Below are 21754 nucleotides of genomic sequence, written 5' to 3'. Positions count from 1 at the left end.
CAAGTGGAGAGACACCATGACGGTTCTGGTGACCGGCGGAGCAGGGTATATCGGCAGCCACATGGTCTGGGCGCTGCTCGACGCGGGCGAACAGGTGGTCGTGGTCGACCGGCTCTCGACCGGGTTCGAATGGGCGGTGGCGCCGGAAGCCATCCTGGTCCGCGCCGACATCGCCGACACCGAAACCGTGGCCGGCATCATCCGCGATCATGGCGTGGACGCGATCACGCATTTCGCGGGCTCCATCTCGGTGCCGGAATCGGTCGCCGATCCGCTCGCCTACTACCAGAACAACACCGCCAACTCGCTGGCGCTGATCCGCACCGCGATTGCCGAAGGTATCGACAAGTTCGTCTTCTCCTCCACGGCCGCGGTCTATGGCAGTCCCGAAAGCGACGGCCCGGTCTCGGAGGCCGCGCCGACCCTGCCGGAATCGCCCTATGGGCTTTCCAAGCTGATGACCGAGCGCATGCTCGCCGATGCGGCTTCTGCCTATGACTTCCGCTACGCAGCACTTCGCTATTTCAACGTCTCCGGTGCCGATCCGAAGGGCCGCACCGGGCAATCCACCCGGGGGGCGGCCAACCTGATCAAAGTCGCCACCGAAGCGGCGATGGGCAAGCGCGACGGGATCGAGGTGTTCGGCGCCGACTACCCCACGCGCGACGGCACCTGCGTGCGCGACTTCATCCATGTGAGTGACTTGGTCGCCGCCCATGTGAGCGCGCTCACCTATCTGCGCGGCGGCGGGCAGAGCATCATCGCCAATTGCGGCTATGGCCGCGGCTACACCGTGCGCGAGGTGCTCGATTCGGTGCAGCGCTTGAGCGGACGCGATTTCGAGATCCGCATCGGCGCGCGCCGGCCGGGCGATATCGTCACGTCGGTTGCCGATTCGAGCCGCGCCCGCATGGTTCTCGACTGGACGCCGAAGCTCGACGATCTCGACCAGATCGTCGGCAGCGCGCTCGCCTGGGAACGCCGCCTGGCGCGCACCAACCAGAAGCTCTGAGGCCTCGCGGATCGCTCAGCGCTTGAGCGGCTTCAAATCATCGAACACCGGCTCCCGTTTCTCGCCCCTGGCGAGATAGGCTTCCCTGATGTCGTCCGGGCGCAGCATGGCTGCGTTCCAGACCGCGATGTAATCGAGCGCGTCGGCGGTCGAGTGATCGCGGGCGTAGTTGGCCATCGCCTTGCAGCCGGTCACCGCCAGCGGCGAATGGGCGGCGATCTTGCGCGCGATTGCCATCACGCCCTCAAGCAGCGCCTCGGGCGTGTCGAACACCTCGTTGACGAGCCCGATCTCCTTGGCCTTGGCCGCCGGCAGCCGCTCGGCGGTATAGGCCATCTGCCGCGCCCAGCCTTCTGGTATCAGGCGTACCAATCGCGGGAACGTGCCGACATCGGCGGTCATGCCGATCGCCGTCTCCTGGACGGCGAAGAACGCATCCGCCGAGGCATAGCGGCAGTCGCAGGCGGTTGCCAGATCCACGCCCGCGCCGATGGCGCCGCCCTGGATCGCCGCGAGCACCGGCTGGCGCGCACGTTCGAGCGCCGAAAACGTCTCCTGCAAAGCCCTGATCTTGTAGCGGAACGCCTCGGCCGAAACCTGCGGGTTTTGGGGGTCGCCATCGAGCCCGCCGTCCATGAACACCGAGATGTCCATGCCCGAGGTGAAATGCTTGCCCTCCGCGGAAATCACGATCACCCGCGCCTCGGCAGAGTTCGAGATGCGGTTCACCGCTTCGGGCAGTTCCCTCCAGAACGCCATCGTCATCGAATTGGCCTTTTCGGGCCGATTGAAGCGGATATGGGCGATGTGCCCGGCGATCTCGAGCGAAAAACAGCTGTAGGTCATGGCTCTCTCCCTTGGCAAAAGGCGCGTGGCACAAGACATTTCGCGGGGCTGGCCGGCGCCCGTGGCCCCTTGGCAATTCGCCGCGCTGCGCGTGCCTTCAAACTTTGTCAAAACAGGCCTATAGCATGGATACGCCGGTGCAAAGCCGGGCATGATGCAACAGGAGACAACCCGATGAGCATGCAACCCGCCCCCGTGGATCCCGATGGCCTGATGGAATTTTCGGTGGTCTTCACCGATCGCTCGCTCAACCACATGTCGAAGGCCTTCCAGGGCGTGATGACCGATCTCCACGCCATGCTCTGCGAGGTCTATGGCTCCGAAACCGCCGTGATCGTGCCCGGTGGCGGAACCTTCGCCATGGAAGCCGTCGCCCGCCAGTTCGCGACCGACGCCAAGGTCATGGTCATCCGCAACGGCTGGTTCTCCTATCGCTGGACGCAGATCTTCGAGATGGGTGGCATCCCGGCCGAAAGCACCGTGCTCAAGGCCCACCAGACCGGCAACGAAAGCACCTCGGCCTTCGCGCCGCAGCCGATCGGGGCCATTACCGCCCGCATCCGCGAGGAGCGGCCTGCGGTCGTCTTTGCGCCGCATGTGGAAACCTCCTCCGGTGTGATCCTGCCCGACGACTATCTCAGGGAGATCTCGGCCGCCGCCCGCGATGTCGGTGCGCTGTTCGTGCTCGACTGCATCGCCTCTGGTTGCGTCTGGGTCGACATGCAGGCGACCGGCGTCGACGTGCTCGTCTCCGCGCCGCAGAAGGGCTGGAGCGCGCAGCCCTGCGCGGGCCTGGTCATGCTCGGCGAGCGGGCGCTCAAGCGTCTCGAGGAAACCACCAGCTCGAGCTTCGCGGTCGACCTCAGGAAGTGGCGCGACATCATGCAGGCCTATGTCAATGGCGGCCATGCCTATCATTCGACGATGCCGACCGACGCGCTCCGCATGTTCCGCGACCGCATGGTCGAGACCCGCGAATTCGGCTTCGAAAATGCCCGCGAAAGGCAATGGGAGCTCGGCCGGAAGGTCCGCGCCATGCTCGCTGCCCGCGGCTACAAGTCCGTGGCCGCTCCCGGCTTCGAGGCGCCGGGCGTGGTGGTCAGCTACACCCGCGATCCCGAGATCCAGAACGGCAAGAAATTTGCCGCCGAAGGCATGCAGATCGCGGCCGGCGTGCCGCTGATGTGCGACGAGCCCGCCGATTTCCGCACCTTCCGCCTGGGCCTGTTCGGCCTCGACAAGCTCGCCGATGTCGATGCCACCGTTTCGAGGCTCGAAACCGTGCTCGACAAGGTCACGGAAGCCTGAGACCCGGCGAGCGCCCTGCCGCACCAGCGGCGGGGCGCTTCCGTGCGACCGCAATCTGGCCGGAGGTGCCGCGGTCGCCGGTCGCCACGACACCTCACCGCCCAAGACCTCCAAGAGGTTTCTCCGGCTTGGCATGGATGATCCGTTGCATCCCGTTGCCTGCATCAGTTGAGCGCCTGTCGCGCGCATTCCACAGACCCGGATCGTCTCCTCCATCCCCCGTCCATCCCGCTACCCGGGGCGCTATAGCTGCGGGGCCGAACCGGCAGGGGATCCACGTCGAGGCGTTTGGAGACGGTTCGCCGTCGGTCGACGGGGCAGGCGGATCAGGGAAAAGCCGGCACGGCAGCGGCGAAACTTGCGATAGATCAAGGACACAGGCCGTCTCCTCCCGCAGACCGGTTCTCAGGCAATGTATGAAGTGCGCGTTTCGAAGCCGGGTCCCCGGAAAGGGCGATGCATCCGAATGCCGGGAGACGTCGAATGCGGGAAAAACCGAAGTCCGGGCGCGGAGCCGATGGCATGGCGCGGACGGTCGCAGCGGTCCTGGGTGCGCGCATTGCCAAGCCTTCTGGCGTTCAACCGAAATTGCCAGGCATCACCGAGGGGCAGGCGGCGCCTGCCCGGCAAAGCATCTGAGATCATCATGCAAGACATTCAGCCCCCCCTTCCTGCCGCCGGCGCATCCCTGACCGACGGCTTTGGCCGTCAGATCACCTATCTCCGGCTTTCCGTCACCGACCGTTGCGACCTGCGCTGCACCTATTGCATGTCCGAACACATGACCTTCCTGCCGCGCCGCGATGTGCTGACGCTCGAGGAGCTCTACCGTCTGTCGGCGGTGTTCATGCGTCACGGCGTGCGCAAGATCCGCATCACCGGCGGCGAACCGCTGGTGCGCAAGAACATCATGAGCCTGTTCGAGATGCTGTCGCACCATTTGCGCAGCGGCGAACTCGACGAGGTGGTGGTGACCACCAACGGATCGCAGCTCTCCCGATACGCCAAGTCGCTCCATGAGGCCGGCGTGCGCCGCGTCAACGTTTCGCTCGACAGTCTCGACCCCGTCCGTTTCCGCGCCGTTACCCGCTGCGGGGATCTTGCCAAGGTGCTTGACGGAATCGACAGCGCGCTCGCGGCCGGCCTCAAGGTCAAGCTCAATGCCGTGGCCATGAAGGGTGCCTTCGAGGAGGAACTCGACGGCCTGATCCGCTTTGCCCACGGGCGTGGCATGGATCTGACCCTGATCGAGGAGATGCCGCTCGGCACCGTCTGCCACGACCGCAAGGAAAGCTATCTGCGGCTTGACGCGCTCAGGCAGGATCTGGAGAAGCGCTACACGCTGTCGCCGCTTGCCGACCAGACCGGCGGGCCGGCGCGTTATGTGCGGGTCGGGGAAACCGGCGGCAAGCTCGGCTTCATCACGCCGCTCTCCTGCGACTTCTGCGCCAGCTGCAACCGGATCCGGGTCGCCTGCACCGGCGAGCTCTACACCTGCATGGGCAAGGAAGGGGCCGTGGATCTGCGCGAGGCGTTGCGCCGTGATTCCAGCGATGAACCCGTCTCGTCGCTGATCTTCGGGGCGATCGCCCGCAAGCCGCGCGGCCACAGCTTTGCCATCGGCGCGCAGGATGTCCAGGGCATCGGCCGTCACATGTCGGTGCTCGGAGGGTAGCATGAAGACCGTCGCCGTTGCCGCTTCAGGCCGGGGCAGCCACGGCGAAGGCAAGGATATCGGCGGCCCCGCGATCGGGTCCCGGCTGCGGCCGCCGCTCTGACGTGGCCGGGGAAAGTGTCATGTTCAGAAAATCCGTCACCCAAGGGGTGAAGCTGCTCTACGCCACCACCGTGGCGATCATCATCGTGGCAGCCCTGACCGCAGCCGCGGTCTCCTGGCGCGGTTTCGTCGATTCCCGCACTGTGGTCGACCTCGTGGCCGTCGACCGCATGCTCTTCGTCGGCGCGACGGAGATCAGGCGCGGCATCGGCACCGCGGGCGTGAGCCTGCTGCAGGACGACGATGCCGCAGCCCCGGTCGAGGAGATGCTGGCCAGGGTCGATGAGATCTATCATTCAATCCGCAGGACCTTGGAAGCCCAGGATGCCCAAGGCAATTCCGCCCAGCTTTCCGCGATAGACCAGGCCTTTGGCCGTCTCACCCGGACGCGCCCCCTCGTCATCGCGCAAACGCAGCTGCCGCGCGACCAGCGCGATGTTGCCGTCATCGAGCCGTGGCGCCAGGCGATCTATGGCCTTGCCGCCGCCTTTGCCCAAACCGGCACCACCGTCGGCACGCGGTTGGGGGCGCTCAACCCTGAACTCGGCGAACTGGTCACCATCCGCGAGCTCTCCTATTCGATTCGTGACCGCTACGCGCTGCAATGCTCCGGCTTCCGCCGCCAGGTGCAGCGCGACATTCCGCTCACCCGTGACGAACGCGATGCCTGGCAGCAGGATATCGGCGCCTATCAGGAGCTGTGGGTGCAGATGGAGCGGACCGCCTCGCAGCTGCCGTTCGAGTCCGGCCTGCTCGATGCCGTTCGCCGGGGGCGCCAGAAGACAGCCGAAATGCAGAAGGTGATGTCGACGGTGCTGAACGGCCTGTCGGGCAGCGGCGAGCCCGTCGACGCGCCGAGCGCCTGGTCCGAAAACTGCGTCGAGGCCTATGGGCCAATCCTTTCAACCGGGCACATGGCGCTCGACATCGCCTTTCAGCGCGCCGAGGCCGAACAGCGCACAGCCCTGTTCGGCGTTGCCGGGTCCACCCTGGTTCTGCTGCTGGCGCTGGCCTTCAGCTTCTTGACCATGCGCTTCATCCGGACGCGGCTGTCGATGCCGCTCGCCTCGCTCGCCGTGTCGCTGGCGCGGCTCGAAAGCGGGCATTACCAGGAGCCGGTCCCGGCCTCACGCTGGCCCGACGAGCCGGGCGCGATCGCCACCACGCTGGAAGCCCTGCGGCGCAAGGCTCTGTCTTCCGAACGCATGCAGGAACGGATCGACAAGCTGCGCGACGACTTGGTCACCCATGCCAGCCGCGCGAGCCGGGCGAAGTCCCGGTTCATGGCGACGATGAGCCACGAAATCCGCACGCCGCTGAACGGCATTCTCGGCTCGGTCCAGCTGCTTGAGGGCAGCGAGCTGTCGGACGAGCAGCGCACCTGGATCGACGGGCTCGACAAGTCGGGCCGTCTGCTGCGCGACATCGTCAACGATATCCTCGACTATTCGCGCATCGAGAGTGGCCGCTCCACCGTCGAAAAGGTCGCCTTTTCGCTCTCCGAGCAGATTGCGGTGGTTGAGGCGACGATCCGTTCCACAGCCCTGCAAAAGGGGCTCGACTACAGCTCGACCATCGCGCAGGACGTGCCCGACCACCTCGTTGGCGATCCCGGCAAGCTCGACCAGATCCTGCTCAACATTCTCGGCAATGCGGTCAAGTTCACGCCCGCCGGATCCGTCAGGCTCGATCCGGAAGCCACGTCGCAGGACTTGCTCTGGCTTCGTTTCGTCGTCGCGGATACCGGCATCGGCATTCCCGAGGCCAGCCGTGCCGCGCTTTTCGAGCCTTTCATCCAGGCCGACGGCAGCGTGTCCCGCCGCTTCGGCGGCTCCGGGCTCGGCCTGGCGGTCTGCAAGGGCTTTCTGGCGCAGGTCGGTGGAGAGATCGATTTCGATTGCCCGCCCGGTGGCGGCACCGTCTTCACGGTGCGCATGCCGTTCGCGCCGTCGGACGATGCGAGGCCCGAGACGCCGGATCCGGCCGATGCCGTGGAGCTGCCGGCGCTCAAGGTGCTGGTCGCCGAGGACAACCAGGTCAACGCCATGATCGCCAAGGCGTTGCTGGTCCGCGCCGGTCACGAGGTGACGGTGGCAAGCGACGGTCTTTCGGCGATCCATGCGGCCGCGGAGAACGATTTCGACATCCTGCTGATGGATCTGTCGATGCCCGGGCCCGACGGCCTCGAGGTGACGCGGCGGATCCGCAGGCTTGCGCACGAGACGCGGGCCGCGGTTCCGATCGTGGCCCTGACCGCCGATCTGACGGCCGAGCAGCGTCTTAGGGAGGAGAGGCTGGGCGAGGAGCGGATGCTGTTCGACGGGTTTGTCGGCAAACCCTATCGCTGGGCCGATCTGGAAGCGGCGATGGCCGTCGCGATCGGCATGGCGCCGCGTCCGCCGGCAGCACAAACCCCGCCGAGTGACGACAGCATCCTGGCACAGCATGCGCGCGATCTCGGGCTCGAATGGACCCGCAAGATGGTCGAACTCTACATATCGGAAACGCCCGGCATGGCCGCCGCGCTCGGGGCCGCGATGGCGGCCGGCAAGCTCGAGGTGGTCTCGCGCCTCGCCCACCGGATGCGCGGAGGGGCAAGCCATGTCGGGGTTGCGGCCATCGCAAGCCTTGCCGAGCAGGCCGAGAGCGCTGCCGATACAGGCGATGACGCTGCGGCCGCTGTTGCCGTGGCCGCGCTGCTCGAAAGCCTGGACGGCGAACTCGAAGCGCTCGCGGCTCGCGCCGCAAGCGACCTGGGTCTCTCGGAGCGGTCCGGGGCGATGGAGATGGCGGCTTTGTGAGGCCGTGCGCCCGTTCCCCAGGATGAGGCGGGATATGCCCTCACGCCCGCGGGCGCTTCAGGTCACGCGCTCGGTGAAGATGTAGCCAAGGCCGTATTCGGTGACGATGATCGTCGGTTTGGCCGGATCGGGTTCGATCTTGCGGCGCAGCCGGCTGATCAGCACGTCGATGGTGCGATCATTGGGATTCCATTCCCGATCGGTCACCGCCGCGATCAGGTCGTCGCGGCTCATGATTCGTCCCGGATTGCGGGTCAGGGCGGCCAGAAGGTCGAATTCGCCATGGGTGAGGCGGCTGGTTTCCCCCTGCGGCGAGGTAAGCCGGTGTGAATCCAGCTCGAGCGTCCAGCCGTGAAAGTGGCGCTGGCCCTGTTGGGCTTCCTTCTGCGTGCTCATCGTGCGACGCAGCACGGTGTTGACCCGGGCCAAGAGTTCGCGCGAGGAGAACGGCTTTGTCACGTAGTCGTCGGCGCCGAGCTCGAGCCCGAGTACCCGGTCGGCCTCTTCCGCACGGGAGGTTACCAGAATCACCGGCACGTTCGACTTCGCACGGATCTCGCGCATCAGTGTCAGTCCGTCGCAGTCGGGCAGGCGGATGTCGAGCAGCAGCAGGTCGATCGGCTCGCGCTCCATCAACTGCCTGAGCTGGATGGCGCTGTCGGCGCTCGAAACCCTGAAGCCCGCGGCCTCGAAATAGGCGCGCAGGGTCTGCTGGATCACCGGTTCGTCATCGACGACGGCAATCCGGATATCCTGGGGACTGATGGCAAGCCCGCTTCTCATGCGCTCGGTCTCATTTCATTTACAATTGAGTTTGGTTCGTTAAACATCGCAGCGGCGTTCCTTTACACCACCCGGCCATCTTGAACCTACTGAATTCCAGTGGGTTTTAACATTATTCCGGGTGACAGAATGACAAATCCTCTCAAAGCGGCGTTCCGCTTCCTCACGCGCCCCGCCACGATCGGGATCGTCGGCGGCGCCGGCGTGCTTGTCGGCGTCTTTGGCTTCGTCGGTTTTCACACGGCCCTGGAAAAGACGACGACGACCGAATTCTGCGTCAGCTGCCATAGCATGGCCGACAACAATTTTGAAGAATACAAGCAGACGGTTCACTACAAGAACCCCTCGGGCGTGCGCGCCGGCTGCCCGGATTGCCACGTGCCCAAAGGCGGCCTTGAGCTGTATCAGGCCAAGCTGCTGGCGGCGAAGGACGTCTGGAGCGAAATCGCCGGCACGATCGACACGCGCGAAAAGTTCAACAGTGAGCGCCTGCGCATGGCCAAGACGGTCTGGGCCACGATGAAGGCCAACGATTCCGCCCAGTGCCGCAGCTGCCACTCCTATGACGCCATGGACTTCGAGCACCAGCGGCCGAAGGCGGTGAAGATGCGGCAGGCAGCCAAGGACGGCGGCACCTGCATCGATTGCCACAAGGGCATCGCCCACGAGTTGCCGGACATGTCGAGCGGCTACAAGTCGATCTACGCATCGCTGACCAGCGGCGCCAAGGACAACCAGAGCGCCAAGGTGCTGTACGCCCTGGCGTCGGCCAATCTCTATGCCGAAAAGCCGGCCGATGACGCCGCCAAGGGCGACGGCAACATCATGCCCCTGACCCAGGTCACGGTGCTGGAAAAGGACGGCGACTGGATCAAGGTCGGCATCGACGGCTGGATGCAGGAAGGCATGGAGCGTGCGCTCGTCAAGGAAATGGGACGCCGGCTCTTCCTGGCGGTGATGTCCGCCGACATGGTCAAGGGCATCGAGGTGCAGGAAACGCAGAAAGATGCCGACACCGGCCTGAACTGGACCGAAGGCAGGCTCACCGCCTGGGCCAAGATCGATACCTTCACCTCCGATCGGAACGGCATCACCAGCTACGGCGACGAGATGTACATCGCCGCCTGCGGAACCTGCCACAGTGCGCCGCTGCCCGGGCATTTCCTCGCCAACCAGTGGGCCGGCGTCATGAAGGACATGAAGACCAACACGACGCTGAGCGCCGAGGAGTACCGCTTCCTGCTGAGCTATCTGCAGCTCAACGCCAAGGATATGCCCAAGGACTCGCCGGACGCCTGATCATGAACCCTGCCCGGTTCGGCCGGGCAGGGCTTCCCCCCTCAAAAGAAGGTTCAAGATGATGAATACCTCCCAAGCGATCTCCGGACCCCAATATGCCGATGCCGTGGCAACCCTGAGCGGCTTGTTCGGCACGCCGTTGGAACTCGAGGATCTCGAGGCCATGGCGCTCCCCGCCGAAAATGGCCCGCTCGGGCTGCTGGCCCGGATCCCGCTGCTTCAGGACGACGTGGCCAAGCTCATCGCGATCGCCCGCGACTTTGGCTCCCCCAAGGCCGGCGTCATCGAGCTCAACAAGGCTTTCTGCCGGCTGTTCCTGGGGGCGGGCGGCCCGATGTCGGCGCCTCCCTATGAATCGGCCTATCTCGGCAGCGGCCGCCTGTTCCAGGCCCCGGCCGGCGAGATGGCCAAGTTGCTGCGCGAGCAATGCCTGCAACCGGTCGAAGGGTTTCCCGAAGCGCCCGATCACCTGGTGGTCGAACTGTCGCTGCTCGAGGAATCGTTGCGGCTGGCCGGCGTGTCGGAGGACAAGGCCGATATCGCCACGGTCCGGTCGTTGCACGAACGGCTCAAGAGCTGGGTGCCGGCCTTCGAGAAGGCCTGCGGCGACTTCGACAGGACCGGCTTTTATGCCTGTGCTGCCCGCCTGCTCGGCCGGCTGCTGAACGAGCCGCTTCCCTGCCCCTCTGCCCCCATTGCCGCCTGACCTGGCCTTTTTGGCCCGGCCGACCCAGACCCAGGCCCGCCTTCGCGCGGAGAAATGAAGAAAGGACCAAAGGGCGCACGCGAAACCATCGCCGCCCGCCGTTCCCCTGGCAGGAACGCGACAACCCAATTGCCAGGCAAGCATCGAAAGATAATAGGAGAATATTATGTCTGCTCAAAATCTGATAACCGGGTCTCTGTCCCGCCGGAGGTTCCTGACGGCAACGTCCACGCTCGCCGCCATCGGCGCAGCCAGCGCCATCCTGCCGGCCGGCGTGACTCGCGCATTTGCCGCGGAAGGCAAGAAGGAAATTCTCAGCGGCTCGCACTGGGGTGCTTTCTGGGGCGCCGTCGAAGACGGCCGTTTTACGGGCGTGCGCCCGTGGGAAAAGGATCCCAATCCCAACCCGGCTCTCCCCGGTGTCCAGGACATGGTCTACAACGCCGCACGCATCAAGTATCCGATGGTTCGCCGCTCCTATCTCGAGAACGGCCCGAAGGCCGAACGCGACAGCCGCGGCTCGGGTGATTTCGTGCGCGTCTCCTGGGATCAGGCCCTCGACCTGGTGGCCAAGGAAATCCAGCGTCTTCAGGACGAGGAAGGCCCCTGGTCGATCTATACCGGCACCTATGGATGGCGCAGCTCCGGCCGCGTCCAGAACCCGCAGAACATGCTCAAGAAGCTGATGAACCTGAAGGGCGGCGCCGTCTTCAGCACCGGCGACTATTCCAAGGGCGCGCTGGCGGGCATCATGCCGTACATTCTCGGCCAGATCGACGCCGAAGGCCCGCAGACCAGCCATCGCTCCGTCATGGAAAACAGCGACCTGATCGTCTTCTGGGCTTCCGACCCGTTGAAGGACAACCGGATTTCTGCCGGCGTCCCCGACCATGGCGAAAAACGCTGGTTCGATGACATGAAGGCCAAGACGGAGCTGAAGAAGATCTTCATCAACCCCGTCAACATCGAACTGTGCAAGGAAGTCCAGGGCGAATGGCTGCCGGCGCGGCCGCATGCCGACATCCCGCTGGCGCTGGGCATCTGCCACACGCTGCTGACCGAAGACCTTTACGACAAGGAGTTCATCGAAAACTACACCTTCGGTTTCGACAAGTTCGCCGACTACCTGATGGGTACGGGTTGGGACAAGATCGAAAAGACCGCGGAATGGGCTGCCGGACAGTGCGAAGTCCCCGCCGAAAAGATCCGCGAACTGGCGCGCCTGTTCGTCAGCGGTCGCACCATGCTGGTCTCGGGCTGGACCCCGCAGCGCCAGCAGTATGGCGAACAATGGCCCTGGATGTTCATCACCATGGCATCGATGATCGGCCAGATCGGCCTGCCGGGCGGTGGCTTCTGCCAGCGCTATCACCTCGACAATGCCGGTGCTCCGCACTCCAACGGTCCGGCACTCGGCAGCGCCATCAGCCCCGGCATGCGCAAGGAAATCAAGGCCTGGCCTGAAGAGAAGGGGCACGTCTCCATCCCGTGCGCCCGCATCGTCGACATGCTGGAAAACCCCGGTGGCGAGTTCGAGCACAATGGCGGCAAGCACGTCTATCCTGATGTGAAGATGACCTACTGGGTCGGTGGCAACCCGTTCCACCATCACCAGGACCGCAACCGCATGCGCAATGCCTGGAAGAAGTTCGAAACCGTCGTCATCCAGGACTACCAGTGGACGGCATCGGCGCGCTTTGCCGACATCGTTCTTCCGGCCACGACCGCGTGCGAGCGCAACGACATCGAACGCATCGGCAACGTCGCCAACCTGGCGTTCATCCGGATGGCCAAGATCATCGACCCGGTGTTCGAAGCCCGTGACGACTGGGATATCTTCGTCGAACTTGCCAAGCGGCTTGGCGTGGAGAGCGAGTACACCGAAGGCAAGACGCCCGAGGACCTGATCGCCGACATTTACAACCAGGCCAAGGAGGCAGCGGCCAAGAAGGACGTCGCCATGCCGGACTTCGAGGAGTTCTGGGAAAAGGGCATCGTCGAATTCGAGATCCCGGAAGCCAACGAGCTGCGTGTCAAATATGCGGACTTCAGGGAAGACCCGCTGATGAACATGATGCCGACGGCAACCGGCAAGATCGAGATCTTCTCCAACGAGATCGAGAAATTCGGCTATGACGACTGCCCGCCGCATGCCTCGTGGATCGAGCCCGTGGAATGGCTTGGCCAGAAGGACAAGACCTATCCGCTGCATCTCAACTCCAGCCATCCGGACTACAGGCTGCATTCGCAGCTGTGTGCTTCGAGTGCCCGGGAACTGTATGCGGTCAATGGTCATGAACCGTGCTGGATCAACACCAAGGATGCGGCCGACCGCGGCATCGTCGACGGCGACATCGTTCGCGTCTTCAACGGTCGCGGCCAGATCCTGGCAGGGGCCAAGGTGACGGACGATATCCGTCCGAACGTCATCAAGGTCCAGGAAGGGGCCTGGTACGATCCGGAGGACATCACCGATCCGAACACGCTGTGCAAATACGGTGACCCGAACGTTCTCACCATCGATATCGGCACATCCAGGCTGGCCCAGGCGACGTCCGCCCACACCTGCATGGTCGAGGTGGAGAAGTTCACCGGCACGGTTCCGGAAATCACGGTGTTCACGGCCCCGCAAGCGGCCGAATAACACCGGGGCGACGAACCCAGTCTGCCGGGCAGGTGCGACCTGTCTGCCCGGCATGCCCTTCCTGCCCGGCGCCGCCTTGCGGCGCCGGGTTTTTCCGAGAAAATCCTCTCAAAAAGTCCGAAGCTCCCTGGGGATCGAAACCGGTTGCCGGCTGACCTCGTCGAGAACGACGGCATGCGCACAGCGCGCCGATTGTCCGCCGTGTTTGAAACTCGAACTGTCCGATGGGCTCTCGGCGACGGACCGCGCGCCCGCGCGCAAGCTGCAGCCCTGTTCGCCCTGAGCCGCGACGGGGCAGACCGGGTGATCGCGGATCAAGCAGTCCTTGCCGATCAATTAGCCTTCTCGCGGCAGAGTCCGCGCCTGATCGCGCGGTGCCGCCGCTCTACGGCAATCGGTTTGATCGCAGCCCGGTTTCGGCTGTCGGGGCCGATCTCAGCTATGCAGCTGCATGACTTTCTGGACGGCCGGGCGGTCCTGCATGGCGCTGAAATGGGCCGACAGGGCCGGAAAATCATCGAGATTGACGCCATCGACCTTCATCCAGCGGGTGATGACGAAGAGATAGGGGTCGCACATCGAATAGGCCTCGCCCATCACCCAGGGACCCTTGAGATAGTGCTGTTCGATGATGCGGGCGCAGTCGGTCATGTTGGCCGGCACCTTCTCGCGCATCTTCTCCTGGGCGGCGGCGTCGTCGGTCCAGCGTGCGCCGCGCTGCTTGTGGGCGTGGTTCACGTGCACGGTGGCGGCGAGATAGAGATTGAACGCCTGGGCTTCGGCAAAGAAGAACGGATCGGTCGGCGCCAGCCGGGCGGCGGGAAACACCTGCGCGATATAGGCGAGGATCGCCGGCGTCTCGGTGAGCGTGCCCTGCTCGGTGATCAGCGCCGGCACCCGGCCTTTCGGATTGATGGCGAGATAGTCCGGCGATTGCTGTTCGGCGGCGGAAAAATCCACCAGCCGCGCGGTGTAATCGGCGCCGGCTTCTTCAAGCAGGATGTGCGGCGCCAGCGCGGCGGTGCCCTTGGCGTAGCAAAGCGTGATCATCTTGGGACCCTATCCGAGGTCATGGAAACTGCCACAGACACTAGACAAATCGGGCGCCTTTGAAAGCGATTTTATCGTAAGCATCGATTACATAATGCATTAGCATTTATTCCTTTTTGTTAGAAACGCTCACATCTATAAATACCGCTCAACCAATCAGTGTCATCGAGGCGGTTTTGTCGGCAAACATGCAGGAAATGGACGTATCGGTCTGGCGCGGCGACGCGAACGGCGGGGGGCTCGAGCATTTCAAGGTTCCGGCCCGGGACAGCCAGACCATTCTCGATGTCGTCGCCTGGATCCAGCAACATGCCGATCCGACGCTTTCCTACCGCTACGCCTGCCGGGTCGGCATGTGCGGCTCCTGCGCGATGATGGTCAACGGCGTGCCGCGCTGGACCTGCCGGACCCATGTCAAGACGGTGCTCAAGGACAACGCCATCACCATCGCCCCGCTGCGCAACCTGCCGGTGATCAAGGATCTGGCCGCCGACATGGACCCGTTCTTCGACAAATGGGTGGCGGCCGGCGGCGTCCACCATCCGACCAGGACGCGCGACGAGCCGATCGAGATCCTCGATCCGAAGACGCCGGAGCGCGTCGAGACCGACACCGGCATCGAATGTATCAATTGCTCGGTCTGTTACGCGGCCTGCGACACGGTCTCGAACAATGTCGATTTTCTCGGGCCGGCGGCGCTGCAGCGGGCCTGGACCCTCTATCTCGATCCCAAGGATGCCGATCCGAATGCGATCCTCGATGCGGTCTCGGGCAAGGGCGGGTGCCACAACTGCCACAGCCAGGGCAGTTGCACGCTGCACTGCCCCAACGGGCTCAACCCGATGAAGGCGATTGCCGGTCTCAAGCGCGCCACCGTCAGCTCCTTCTTCAAGGGAGGGCGCTAGCATGCTCGGTCTGAAGCTCTACATGGCGCAGCGGCTGAGCGCGATGGTGATGATCCCGCTGACGCTGGGCCACATCGCGGTGATGATCTATGCCATCCAGGGTGGCCTGAGCGCCGCCGAAATCCTCGGCCGCACCAAGGGCAGCGTGCTCTGGTTCCTGTATTACGGGCTGTTCGTGCTCTCCGTGTCGCTGCATGCCTCGATCGGCCTGCGCGTCATCGTCCACGAGACGCTGGGACTGAAGGGGCGCGCACTCGAGATCTTCATGTGGCTCTCGGGCCTGCTCCTGCTCGCCATGGGCCTGCGCGCGCTGGTGGCGGTGACGCTATGATCCGGCCGCACCGCTCCCACCCGCTGTGGATCGCCTATCTGCTGCACCGGCTCTCGGGCCTGGGCCTGGCGCTGTTCCTGCCGGTGCATTTCCACGTGCTGGCCTTCGCGCTCAATCAGCCCGAACGCCTCGACGGCTTTCTGCGCTTTGCCGACAATCCGCTGGTCAAGCTCGCCGAATTCGGGCTCGTCTTTCTTCTGGCCGTCCACGTCTTCGGCGGGCTCAGGCTGTTGGCCCTGGAGTTCCTGCCCTGGTCGCCGCGGCAGAAGACGCTGGCGGCGTCAGCCGTCGCCGCAGCCTTCCTGGTGGCCGGCACCTTTTTCCTGCAGGCGGTGTGACCATGAGCATGACCACGATTGAACGGCACGACACCGATATCCTGATCCTCGGCACCGGCGGCGCCGGCATGTTCGCGGCGCTGCACGCCCTGCAGTCGGCGCCGGCGGGCACGAAGGTGACGATCGCGGTCAAGGGTCTGATCGGCAAATGTGGCTGCACGCGCATGGTGCAGGGCGGCTACAACGTGGCGCTCGGGCATGGCGACACCGTCGAACGCCACTTCATGGACACCATCAATGGCGGCAAGTGGCTGCCCAATCAGGACATGGCCTGGAGGCTGTGCGAGCAGGCGGTGGTGCGCGTGCGCGAGCTCGAAAACGAGATCGGCTGCTTTTTCGATCGCAATGCCGACGGCACGCTGCACCACAAGGCCTTTGCCGGCCAGACCGCCGACCGCACCGTGCACAAGGGCGACCTGACCGGCATCGAGATCATCAACCGGCTGATGGAGCAGGTGCTCTCGCGCCCGGTCGAGAAGCTGCAGGAGCACCGCGCCATCGGCCTGATCCCGACGAAGGACGGTTCGGCGCTGGCGGGCGTGCTGATGATCGACATGCGCACCGGCAGGTTCCGCTTCGTGCGCGCCAAGACCGTGCTGATGGCCACCGGCGGCGGCCCGACCATGTACAAGTACCACACGCCCTCGGGCGACAAGACCATGGACGGCCTCGCCATGGCGTTGCGGGCCGGCCTGCCGCTGCGCGACATGGAAATGGTGCAGTTCCACCCGACCGGCCTGCTCGCCGGCGATCACACCAAGATGACCGGCACGGTGCTGGAGGAGGGGTTGCGCGGCGCGGGCGGGCAATTGCTCAACGGCGCCGAGCGTCGCTTCATGTTCGACTATGATGCCCGCGGCGAGCGCGCCACCCGCGACGTGGTCTCGCGCGGCATCTATGCGGAAATGCAGAAATCCAACACCTCCAGCAATGGCGGCGTCTACATCAAGATGAGCCATCTCGGCCCGGAGATGGTGCGGCAGAAATTTTCCGGCATGGTCAAGCGCTGCGCCGATTCCGGCTTCGACCTGGCCGGCGGCCTGGTCGAGGTGGTGCCCACGGCGCATTACTTCATGGGCGGTGTGGTGGTCGACACCGACACCCGCACCGAGATGGAAGGCCTCTATGTGGCGGGCGAGGATGCCGGCGGCGCCCACGGCTCCAACCGGCTCGGCGGCAACGGCGTCGCCAATTCGACCGTCTATGGCGGGGTGGCGGGCGATGTCATGGGCATGGACATCCGCCGCATGGGCGCGCTGCGCGATCCCGATGAAAACGTGCTCGACGCCGAGATCGCACGGGCCTGTCAGCCGCTCGGCCACAAGCCCGCCAATATCCAGGACCTGCGCCACCGGCTGCAGGAGGCGATGTGGGAGGATGTCGGCGTGATCCGCACCGGCCGCGGCATGCGGCGCGGCATCGATCGCGTGGCTCAGATTTCCGACGAACTGGCGGTCTCGGGTGTGGCCTCGTCCAACCTCGCCTTCAACCTGACCTGGCACGACTGGCTCAACCTGCGCTCGCTCTGCGACATTTCCGAGGTGATCGCCGAGGCCGGGCTGGCGCGGGAGAACTCCCGTGGGGCCCATTATCGGGAGGATTTCCCGGAGCAGGGAGATCTCGACAGTTCCTATTTCACCGTTGCCCGGCAGCGCGGCGGCGACATCGAGGTCAGCCGCGAGCCGGTGCAATTCACCATCGTCCGGCCGGGCGAGACCATCCTGCCCGCCGGCGAACCCGAAACACTGGTGGAGGCAAGCTGATGATCCCCATCGACGTCATCCAGAAGACGGCCGAAATCCTGATGGACAAGGCCGCGATCGAAATCCCGCAGGACTATCTCGACGGGCTCAAGGCCGCCGCCAGTGTCGAGGATGGGGACCTGTCGTCCTTCGTGCTCGAAGCCATGCTGGAAAATTACGAGGCGGCCAAGGAAGACCGCCGCGCCATGTGCGGCGACACCGGCACGCCGCGCTGGTATGTCAAGATGGGCAACGAGACGCAGATCGAGGGCGGCCCGATCGCGCTCGAGGCGGCGCTGCGCCGCGCCACCGCCAACGCCACCAATGGCGTGCCGCTCAGGCCCAACCGCGTGCATCCGCTGTGGCGCACCGACCACGACAACAATGTCGGCATCGGCGCGCCCGAGATCGAGTATGGCTACGAGCCGGGCGGCGAGTGGATCGACCTGATCACCGTGCACAAGGGCGGCCTGTTCGGCACCGATTACCGCATGCTGTTTCCCTCCGACGGCATCGAGGGCATCAAGCGCTTCTATCTCGATTGCCTGGTGGCCTTCGGCAAGCGCGGTCTCGCCTGCCAGCCGGCGATCATCGGCATTGGCCTGGGCGGCTGCAAGGACACCTGCATGGTGCTGGGCAAGCGCGCCGCCTGCCTGCGCGTCGTCGGATCGCGCAATTCCGATCCCCGCATCGCCGAACTGGAGCTCGAGCTCAAGGAACTGGGCAACTCCATCGGCATGGGCGCGATGGGTTTTGTCGGCAAGTCGATGGTCATCGACGCCAATATCGAGGTAGGCTACTGCCACACCGGCGGCATGCAGATGTCCGTGCACGCCTTCTGCCTCTCGTCACGCCGCGCGGTGGCGCGGGTCTTCGCCGACGGACGGGTGGAATACCGCACCGATCCGGACTGGTTCACCGATTATCAACGCCGGGAGACAGTGGAATGGGAAATCCCTCAAAACCACGAAAAATCCGCCTGAGCACCACGCCGACGCGGGAAGCGCTGGCGGAACTGCGGCTTGGCGACATCGTCTATCTCGACGGGCTGATCTACACGGCGCGCGAGGGCGTCTACAAGCGCGCGCTGGAAGACAATGCCAACATTCCGATGGAACTGCCGTCGGAGAGCGCCGCCAATTTCCATTGCTCGCCCGCAGCCACCATTGCCGAGGACGGGAGTTTCCGGCTCGGTGCGGTCACCGCCACCGCCTCGTTCCGCTTCACCAAATGGATCGGCGACTGGATGGCGCGGTCCGGCGCCAAGCTGATCATCGGCAAGGGCGGCATGAGCGCGAAGGACTACCAAGAGCATTTCGTTCCCAACGGCGCGATCTACCTGACCACGGTGGGCTACGGCACCGGCGCGCTGCTCGGACGCGGGGTCAAGCGCGTCAAGGCGGTGCACTGGAACAAGGAACTGGGCCTGGCGCAGGCCATGTGGGTGCTGGAAGCCGAAAACATGGGACCGTTCATCGTCGAAAGCGACCTGGCGGGCAATTCGCTGTTCGAACGCGAGAACGCCAAGATCTCCGCCAACCTGGCCAAGGTCTATGAGGGCACGGTTCCCGCCGTTCTCAAGCGCTTCGGCGAGACCGACGATCGCTCCGACGAGATGATCGGCTAGGCCATGAGCAGCGACCACAATCCGTTCACGGGCTATGCCGGGCGCGTCGCGACGCAGGATGGCCTTTACAGCCAGTCCGAGGTGGGGCTCGCCAACCGCAATTCCGGCATCCTGCTTGAGACCCTCGCTCTGGACGTGACGCCGACGGGGCTGCACTACCTGCTCACCCATTTCGACGTGCCGCTGATCGATGAAGCCAGCCACCGGCTGCACTTCACCGGCGCCTTCGAGACGCCCTTCGACCTCGACCTCGACGAGATCAGGGCACTGCCGCAGGTGACCCAGCCGGTGACGCTGGAATGCGCCGGCAATGGCCGCTCCGGCGTTTCGCCGCGATCGCACTCGATGCCCTGGACCTATGAGGCGGTCGGCACCTCGGAATGGACGGGCACGCCGCTCAGGCCGCTGATCGAGCGCGCGGGGCCGAAATCCGATGCGGTGGAGATTGCCTTCTTCGGCGCGGATTACGGCTTCGACAAGGGCGTGGGCCACTATTTCGGCCGCTCGCTGACTCTCGCCCAGCTGGCCGAACTCGACGTCCTGCTGGTGCACGCCATGAACGGACAGCCGCTGTTGCCGCAGCATGGCGCGCCGCTCCGGCTGATCGTGCCGGGCTGGTACGGCATGGCGAGCGTGAAGTGGCTGGGCAGGATCGAGGCGCTGACCGCGCCGTTCGACGGCTTCCAGCAGGTGCGCACCTACCGGTTCCGGGAAAGCGACGACGATCCCGGCCGGCCGGTGACCCGGATGCGGGTGAAATCGCTGATGGTGCCGCCCGGCGTGCCGGACTGGACCTCGCGCAAGCGCTATCTCCGGCCCGGGCCGGTGACGCTCGTGGGCCGGGCCTGGTCGGGCGGCGGCGTGCCGGTCAGCAAGGTCGAGGTGGAACTGGACGGCGCATGGCGCGAGGCGCGGCTCGACCCGCAAGGCGCGCGCTATGCTTGGACTCGGTGGAGCTGCGACTGGACCGCGACGCCCGGCGCCCATGTGCTGCGCTGCCGCGCCACCGACGCCGATGGCCAGGTGCAGCCGCTCGATCCGCCCTGGGATGTGGCCGGCTTTGCCAACAATGCCGCGCAAAAAGTGCCGGTTTTCGTCGACGAAACCTGAGCAGACTGCGCTTTCCTCAAACCCCAGGACCTTGCCTCGACGCGGCCCAGGCCGGCCGGTCCGGTCCCTAATTGTGACACGCTGCAAATGAGCCGCTTCGCCGATCTTACCTATGTCCGCAAAGCCCGGGTGCTTTTCCCGGGCGTTCTCACCTCGCTGACCGTGGCGCTTGCGGCGAAGTTCGTCTCCGAGCATTACGGCGCGCCGGTGATGCTGATGGCGCTGCTGATCGGCATGGCCTTCAACTTTCTCGTCGAGGACGGCGGCACCTGCGTTGCCGGCATCGAGTTCTCCTCGAAGATGCTGTTGCGCATCGGCGTGGCGCTGCTCGGCCTCGGCATCACCCTCCAGCAGATCGCTTCCACCGGGTCGGAAGTGCTGCTGATCACGGTGTGCGGCGTGGCGCTCACCATCACGCTCGGCATCGTGCTTGCCCGCGGCCTTGGGCGCGGCACCGCGGCGGGCCTGCTGATCGGCGGCGCGGTCGCCATCTGCGGCGCCTCAGCGGCGCTGGCGATTTCCTCGGTGCTGCCCAAGAGCGAGACGCTGGAGCGCGACACCATCTTCACGGTGATCGGGGTGACGGCGCTGAGCACGCTGGCAATGATCGTCTATCCGTTGATCGCCGACGTGCTGCATCTGTCGGAGGTGGCAACCGGGGTCTTCTTCGGCGCCACCATCCACGATGTCGCGCAGGTGGTCGGGGCCGGCTATTCGGTGTCCGATACCGCCGGCGAGACCGCCACCTTCGTCAAGCTGCTGCGGGTGGCGCTGCTGGTGCCTCTGGTGGTGGTGCTGTCGCTGGTGTTTGCCGGCGCGCGTGCGCCCGGCGCCAGCCGCTCGCTGCCGATCCCGTTCTTCGTCATCGGCTTTGCGGCCCTGGTGATCGTCGGCTCCTATGATGTCGTGCCCGCCGGGGTCAAGGACCTTCTATTGTCGTTCTCGCGCTGGTGCCTGGTGGTGGCGATCGCCGCCCTGGGTATGAAGACCTCGCTGCGCAAGCTCGGCGATGTCGGCGGCGGCGCCATCGTGCTGATCTGCGCACTGACCGGCATCCTCGCCGTCTTCGCGCTCACCGCCATCAAGATCTACATGAGCTGACAGCCAACCTGAGGAACGGTCACATGAGCAAATTCGTCGACGAGCGCATCTACACGCTGAAAGCCGGGCAGGTGCCGGTGTTCCTGAAGCTCTACGTGGAGGAGGGGATGGAGGTGCAGGTCCGCATCCTCGGCAGGATGGTCGGCTATTACTTTACCGATATCGGCCCGCTCAACCAGATCGTCCACATGTGGGGCTATGACAGCCTCGACGACCGCTATGAGCGCCGCAAGCTCTTGCAGGCGGCTCCCGAATGGCAGAGCTACGCCGCCAAGATGCGGCCGCTGGTCACCCATGTCGAGAACAAGATCCTGGTGCCGGCGCCGTTCTTCGCCGTGAAATGACCAAAGGCGGCGGGCGTTGAGCCAGGGCGG

General features: G+C 65.0%; 19 protein-coding genes. 16 read left to right on the top strand and 3 right to left on the bottom strand.

The genetic code is table 11. The features are described 5' to 3' along the window. Window positions 1–16 precede the first annotated feature (16 nt). A complete protein-coding gene (gene galE / locus AWJ14_RS17955) occupies window positions 17–1012 on the top strand; it encodes a UDP-glucose 4-epimerase GalE (RefSeq protein WP_066182450.1) in 996 nt (331 codons plus the stop codon). 15 nt (window positions 1013–1027) lie between these two features. On the opposite strand, the gene AWJ14_RS17950 is transcribed toward galE, so the two are convergent. Beyond that, complete coding sequence (locus tag AWJ14_RS17950; RefSeq protein WP_066182448.1) at window positions 1028–1858, bottom strand: crotonase/enoyl-CoA hydratase family protein; 831 nt, start codon at window positions 1856–1858, stop codon at window positions 1028–1030. Between the two features lie 174 nt (window positions 1859–2032). Here AWJ14_RS17950 and AWJ14_RS17945 point away from each other — a divergent pair, with 174 nt between their 5' ends. The 3 genes from AWJ14_RS17945 (at window position 2033) to AWJ14_RS17935 (ending at window position 7744) form a co-directional block, all read left to right on the top strand. Continuing rightward, window positions 2033–3166 carry an aminotransferase class V-fold PLP-dependent enzyme gene (locus AWJ14_RS17945; protein WP_066182445.1) on the top strand — a complete coding sequence of 378 codons (1134 nt, stop codon included), beginning with the start codon at window positions 2033–2035 and terminating at the stop codon, window positions 3164–3166. A 646-nt stretch (window positions 3167–3812) separates the two neighbouring features. Continuing rightward, the gene (gene moaA, locus AWJ14_RS17940; protein ID WP_066182440.1) at window positions 3813–4841 is read left to right on the top strand and encodes a GTP 3',8-cyclase MoaA; all 1029 of its coding nucleotides are present in this window, start codon (window positions 3813–3815) and stop codon (window positions 4839–4841) included. 122 nt (window positions 4842–4963) lie between these two features. Then, window positions 4964–7744 (top strand): ATP-binding protein, encoded by a 2781-nt coding sequence (locus tag AWJ14_RS17935; protein ID WP_066182437.1) that lies wholly within the window; start codon window positions 4964–4966, stop codon window positions 7742–7744. A 57-nt stretch (window positions 7745–7801) separates the two neighbouring features. Here AWJ14_RS17935 and AWJ14_RS17930 read toward each other — a convergent pair whose 3' ends face one another. Beyond that, a complete protein-coding gene (locus tag AWJ14_RS17930) occupies window positions 7802–8527 on the bottom strand; it encodes a response regulator transcription factor (RefSeq protein ID WP_066182434.1) in 726 nt (241 codons plus the stop codon). A gap of 129 nt (window positions 8528–8656) precedes the next feature. Here AWJ14_RS17930 and AWJ14_RS17925 point away from each other — a divergent pair, with 129 nt between their 5' ends. The 3 genes from AWJ14_RS17925 (at window position 8657) to torA (ending at window position 13176) form a co-directional block, all read left to right on the top strand. Next, on the top strand, window positions 8657–9826 hold the full coding sequence (locus AWJ14_RS17925) for a NapC/NirT family cytochrome c (RefSeq protein ID WP_066182431.1): 1170 nt from the start codon (window positions 8657–8659) through the stop codon (window positions 9824–9826). Between the two features lie 58 nt (window positions 9827–9884). Beyond that, window positions 9885–10532 carry a molecular chaperone TorD family protein gene (locus AWJ14_RS17920; protein ID WP_066182428.1) on the top strand — a complete coding sequence of 216 codons (648 nt, stop codon included), beginning with the start codon at window positions 9885–9887 and terminating at the stop codon, window positions 10530–10532. A 166-nt stretch (window positions 10533–10698) separates the two neighbouring features. Continuing rightward, window positions 10699–13176 (top strand): trimethylamine-N-oxide reductase TorA, encoded by a 2478-nt coding sequence (gene torA, locus AWJ14_RS17915; protein ID WP_066182425.1) that lies wholly within the window; start codon window positions 10699–10701, stop codon window positions 13174–13176. 435 nt (window positions 13177–13611) lie between these two features. On the opposite strand, the gene AWJ14_RS17910 is transcribed toward torA, so the two are convergent. Next, complete coding sequence (locus AWJ14_RS17910) at window positions 13612–14226, bottom strand: glutathione S-transferase family protein (RefSeq protein ID WP_066182422.1); 615 nt, start codon at window positions 14224–14226, stop codon at window positions 13612–13614. 188 nt (window positions 14227–14414) lie between these two features. Here AWJ14_RS17910 and AWJ14_RS17905 point away from each other — a divergent pair, with 188 nt between their 5' ends. The 9 genes from AWJ14_RS17905 (at window position 14415) to AWJ14_RS17865 (ending at window position 21724) form a co-directional block, all read left to right on the top strand. Then, the gene (locus tag AWJ14_RS17905; RefSeq protein ID WP_066182419.1) at window positions 14415–15131 is read left to right on the top strand and encodes a succinate dehydrogenase/fumarate reductase iron-sulfur subunit; all 717 of its coding nucleotides are present in this window, start codon (window positions 14415–14417) and stop codon (window positions 15129–15131) included. Window position 15132: 1 nt separating this feature from the next. After that, window positions 15133–15462 (top strand): succinate dehydrogenase, encoded by a 330-nt coding sequence (locus AWJ14_RS17900; RefSeq protein WP_066182416.1) that lies wholly within the window; start codon window positions 15133–15135, stop codon window positions 15460–15462. After that, window positions 15459–15800: a succinate dehydrogenase, cytochrome b556 subunit gene (gene sdhC, locus AWJ14_RS17895; RefSeq protein WP_066182413.1), complete on the top strand. Its 342-nt coding sequence runs from the start codon at window positions 15459–15461 to the stop codon at window positions 15798–15800. Before AWJ14_RS17900 ends, sdhC begins: the two co-directional genes overlap by 4 nt. A 2-nt stretch (window positions 15801–15802) precedes the next feature. Continuing rightward, the gene (locus AWJ14_RS17890) at window positions 15803–17563 is read left to right on the top strand and encodes an L-aspartate oxidase (protein ID WP_210183560.1); all 1761 of its coding nucleotides are present in this window, start codon (window positions 15803–15805) and stop codon (window positions 17561–17563) included. Then, complete coding sequence (locus AWJ14_RS17885; RefSeq protein WP_066182410.1) at window positions 17563–18525, top strand: fumarate hydratase; 963 nt, start codon at window positions 17563–17565, stop codon at window positions 18523–18525. Before AWJ14_RS17890 ends, AWJ14_RS17885 begins: the two co-directional genes overlap by 1 nt. Next, on the top strand, window positions 18489–19169 hold the full coding sequence (locus AWJ14_RS17880; RefSeq protein ID WP_066182407.1) for a fumarate hydratase C-terminal domain-containing protein: 681 nt from the start codon (window positions 18489–18491) through the stop codon (window positions 19167–19169). The genes AWJ14_RS17885 and AWJ14_RS17880 overlap by 37 nt, the downstream gene beginning before the upstream one ends. Before the next feature lie 3 nt (window positions 19170–19172). Further along, complete coding sequence (locus tag AWJ14_RS17875; RefSeq protein WP_066182405.1) at window positions 19173–20279, top strand: sulfite oxidase; 1107 nt, start codon at window positions 19173–19175, stop codon at window positions 20277–20279. A gap of 87 nt (window positions 20280–20366) precedes the next feature. After that, window positions 20367–21380, top strand: a complete 1014-nt coding sequence (locus AWJ14_RS17870) for a YeiH family protein (protein WP_066182402.1) — start codon at window positions 20367–20369, stop codon at window positions 21378–21380. 23 nt (window positions 21381–21403) lie between these two features. Beyond that, on the top strand, window positions 21404–21724 hold the full coding sequence (locus AWJ14_RS17865; protein WP_066182397.1) for an NIPSNAP family protein: 321 nt from the start codon (window positions 21404–21406) through the stop codon (window positions 21722–21724). Window positions 21725–21754 lie beyond the last annotated feature (30 nt).

The sequence above is a fragment of the Parahoeflea olei genome, from assembly GCF_001703635.1.
Classification (GTDB): Bacteria; Pseudomonadota; Alphaproteobacteria; order Rhizobiales; family Rhizobiaceae; genus Hoeflea; species Hoeflea olei.
Note: the sequence above shows the minus strand (reverse complement) of the source record. Positions and strands in the feature narration are given on the sequence as shown.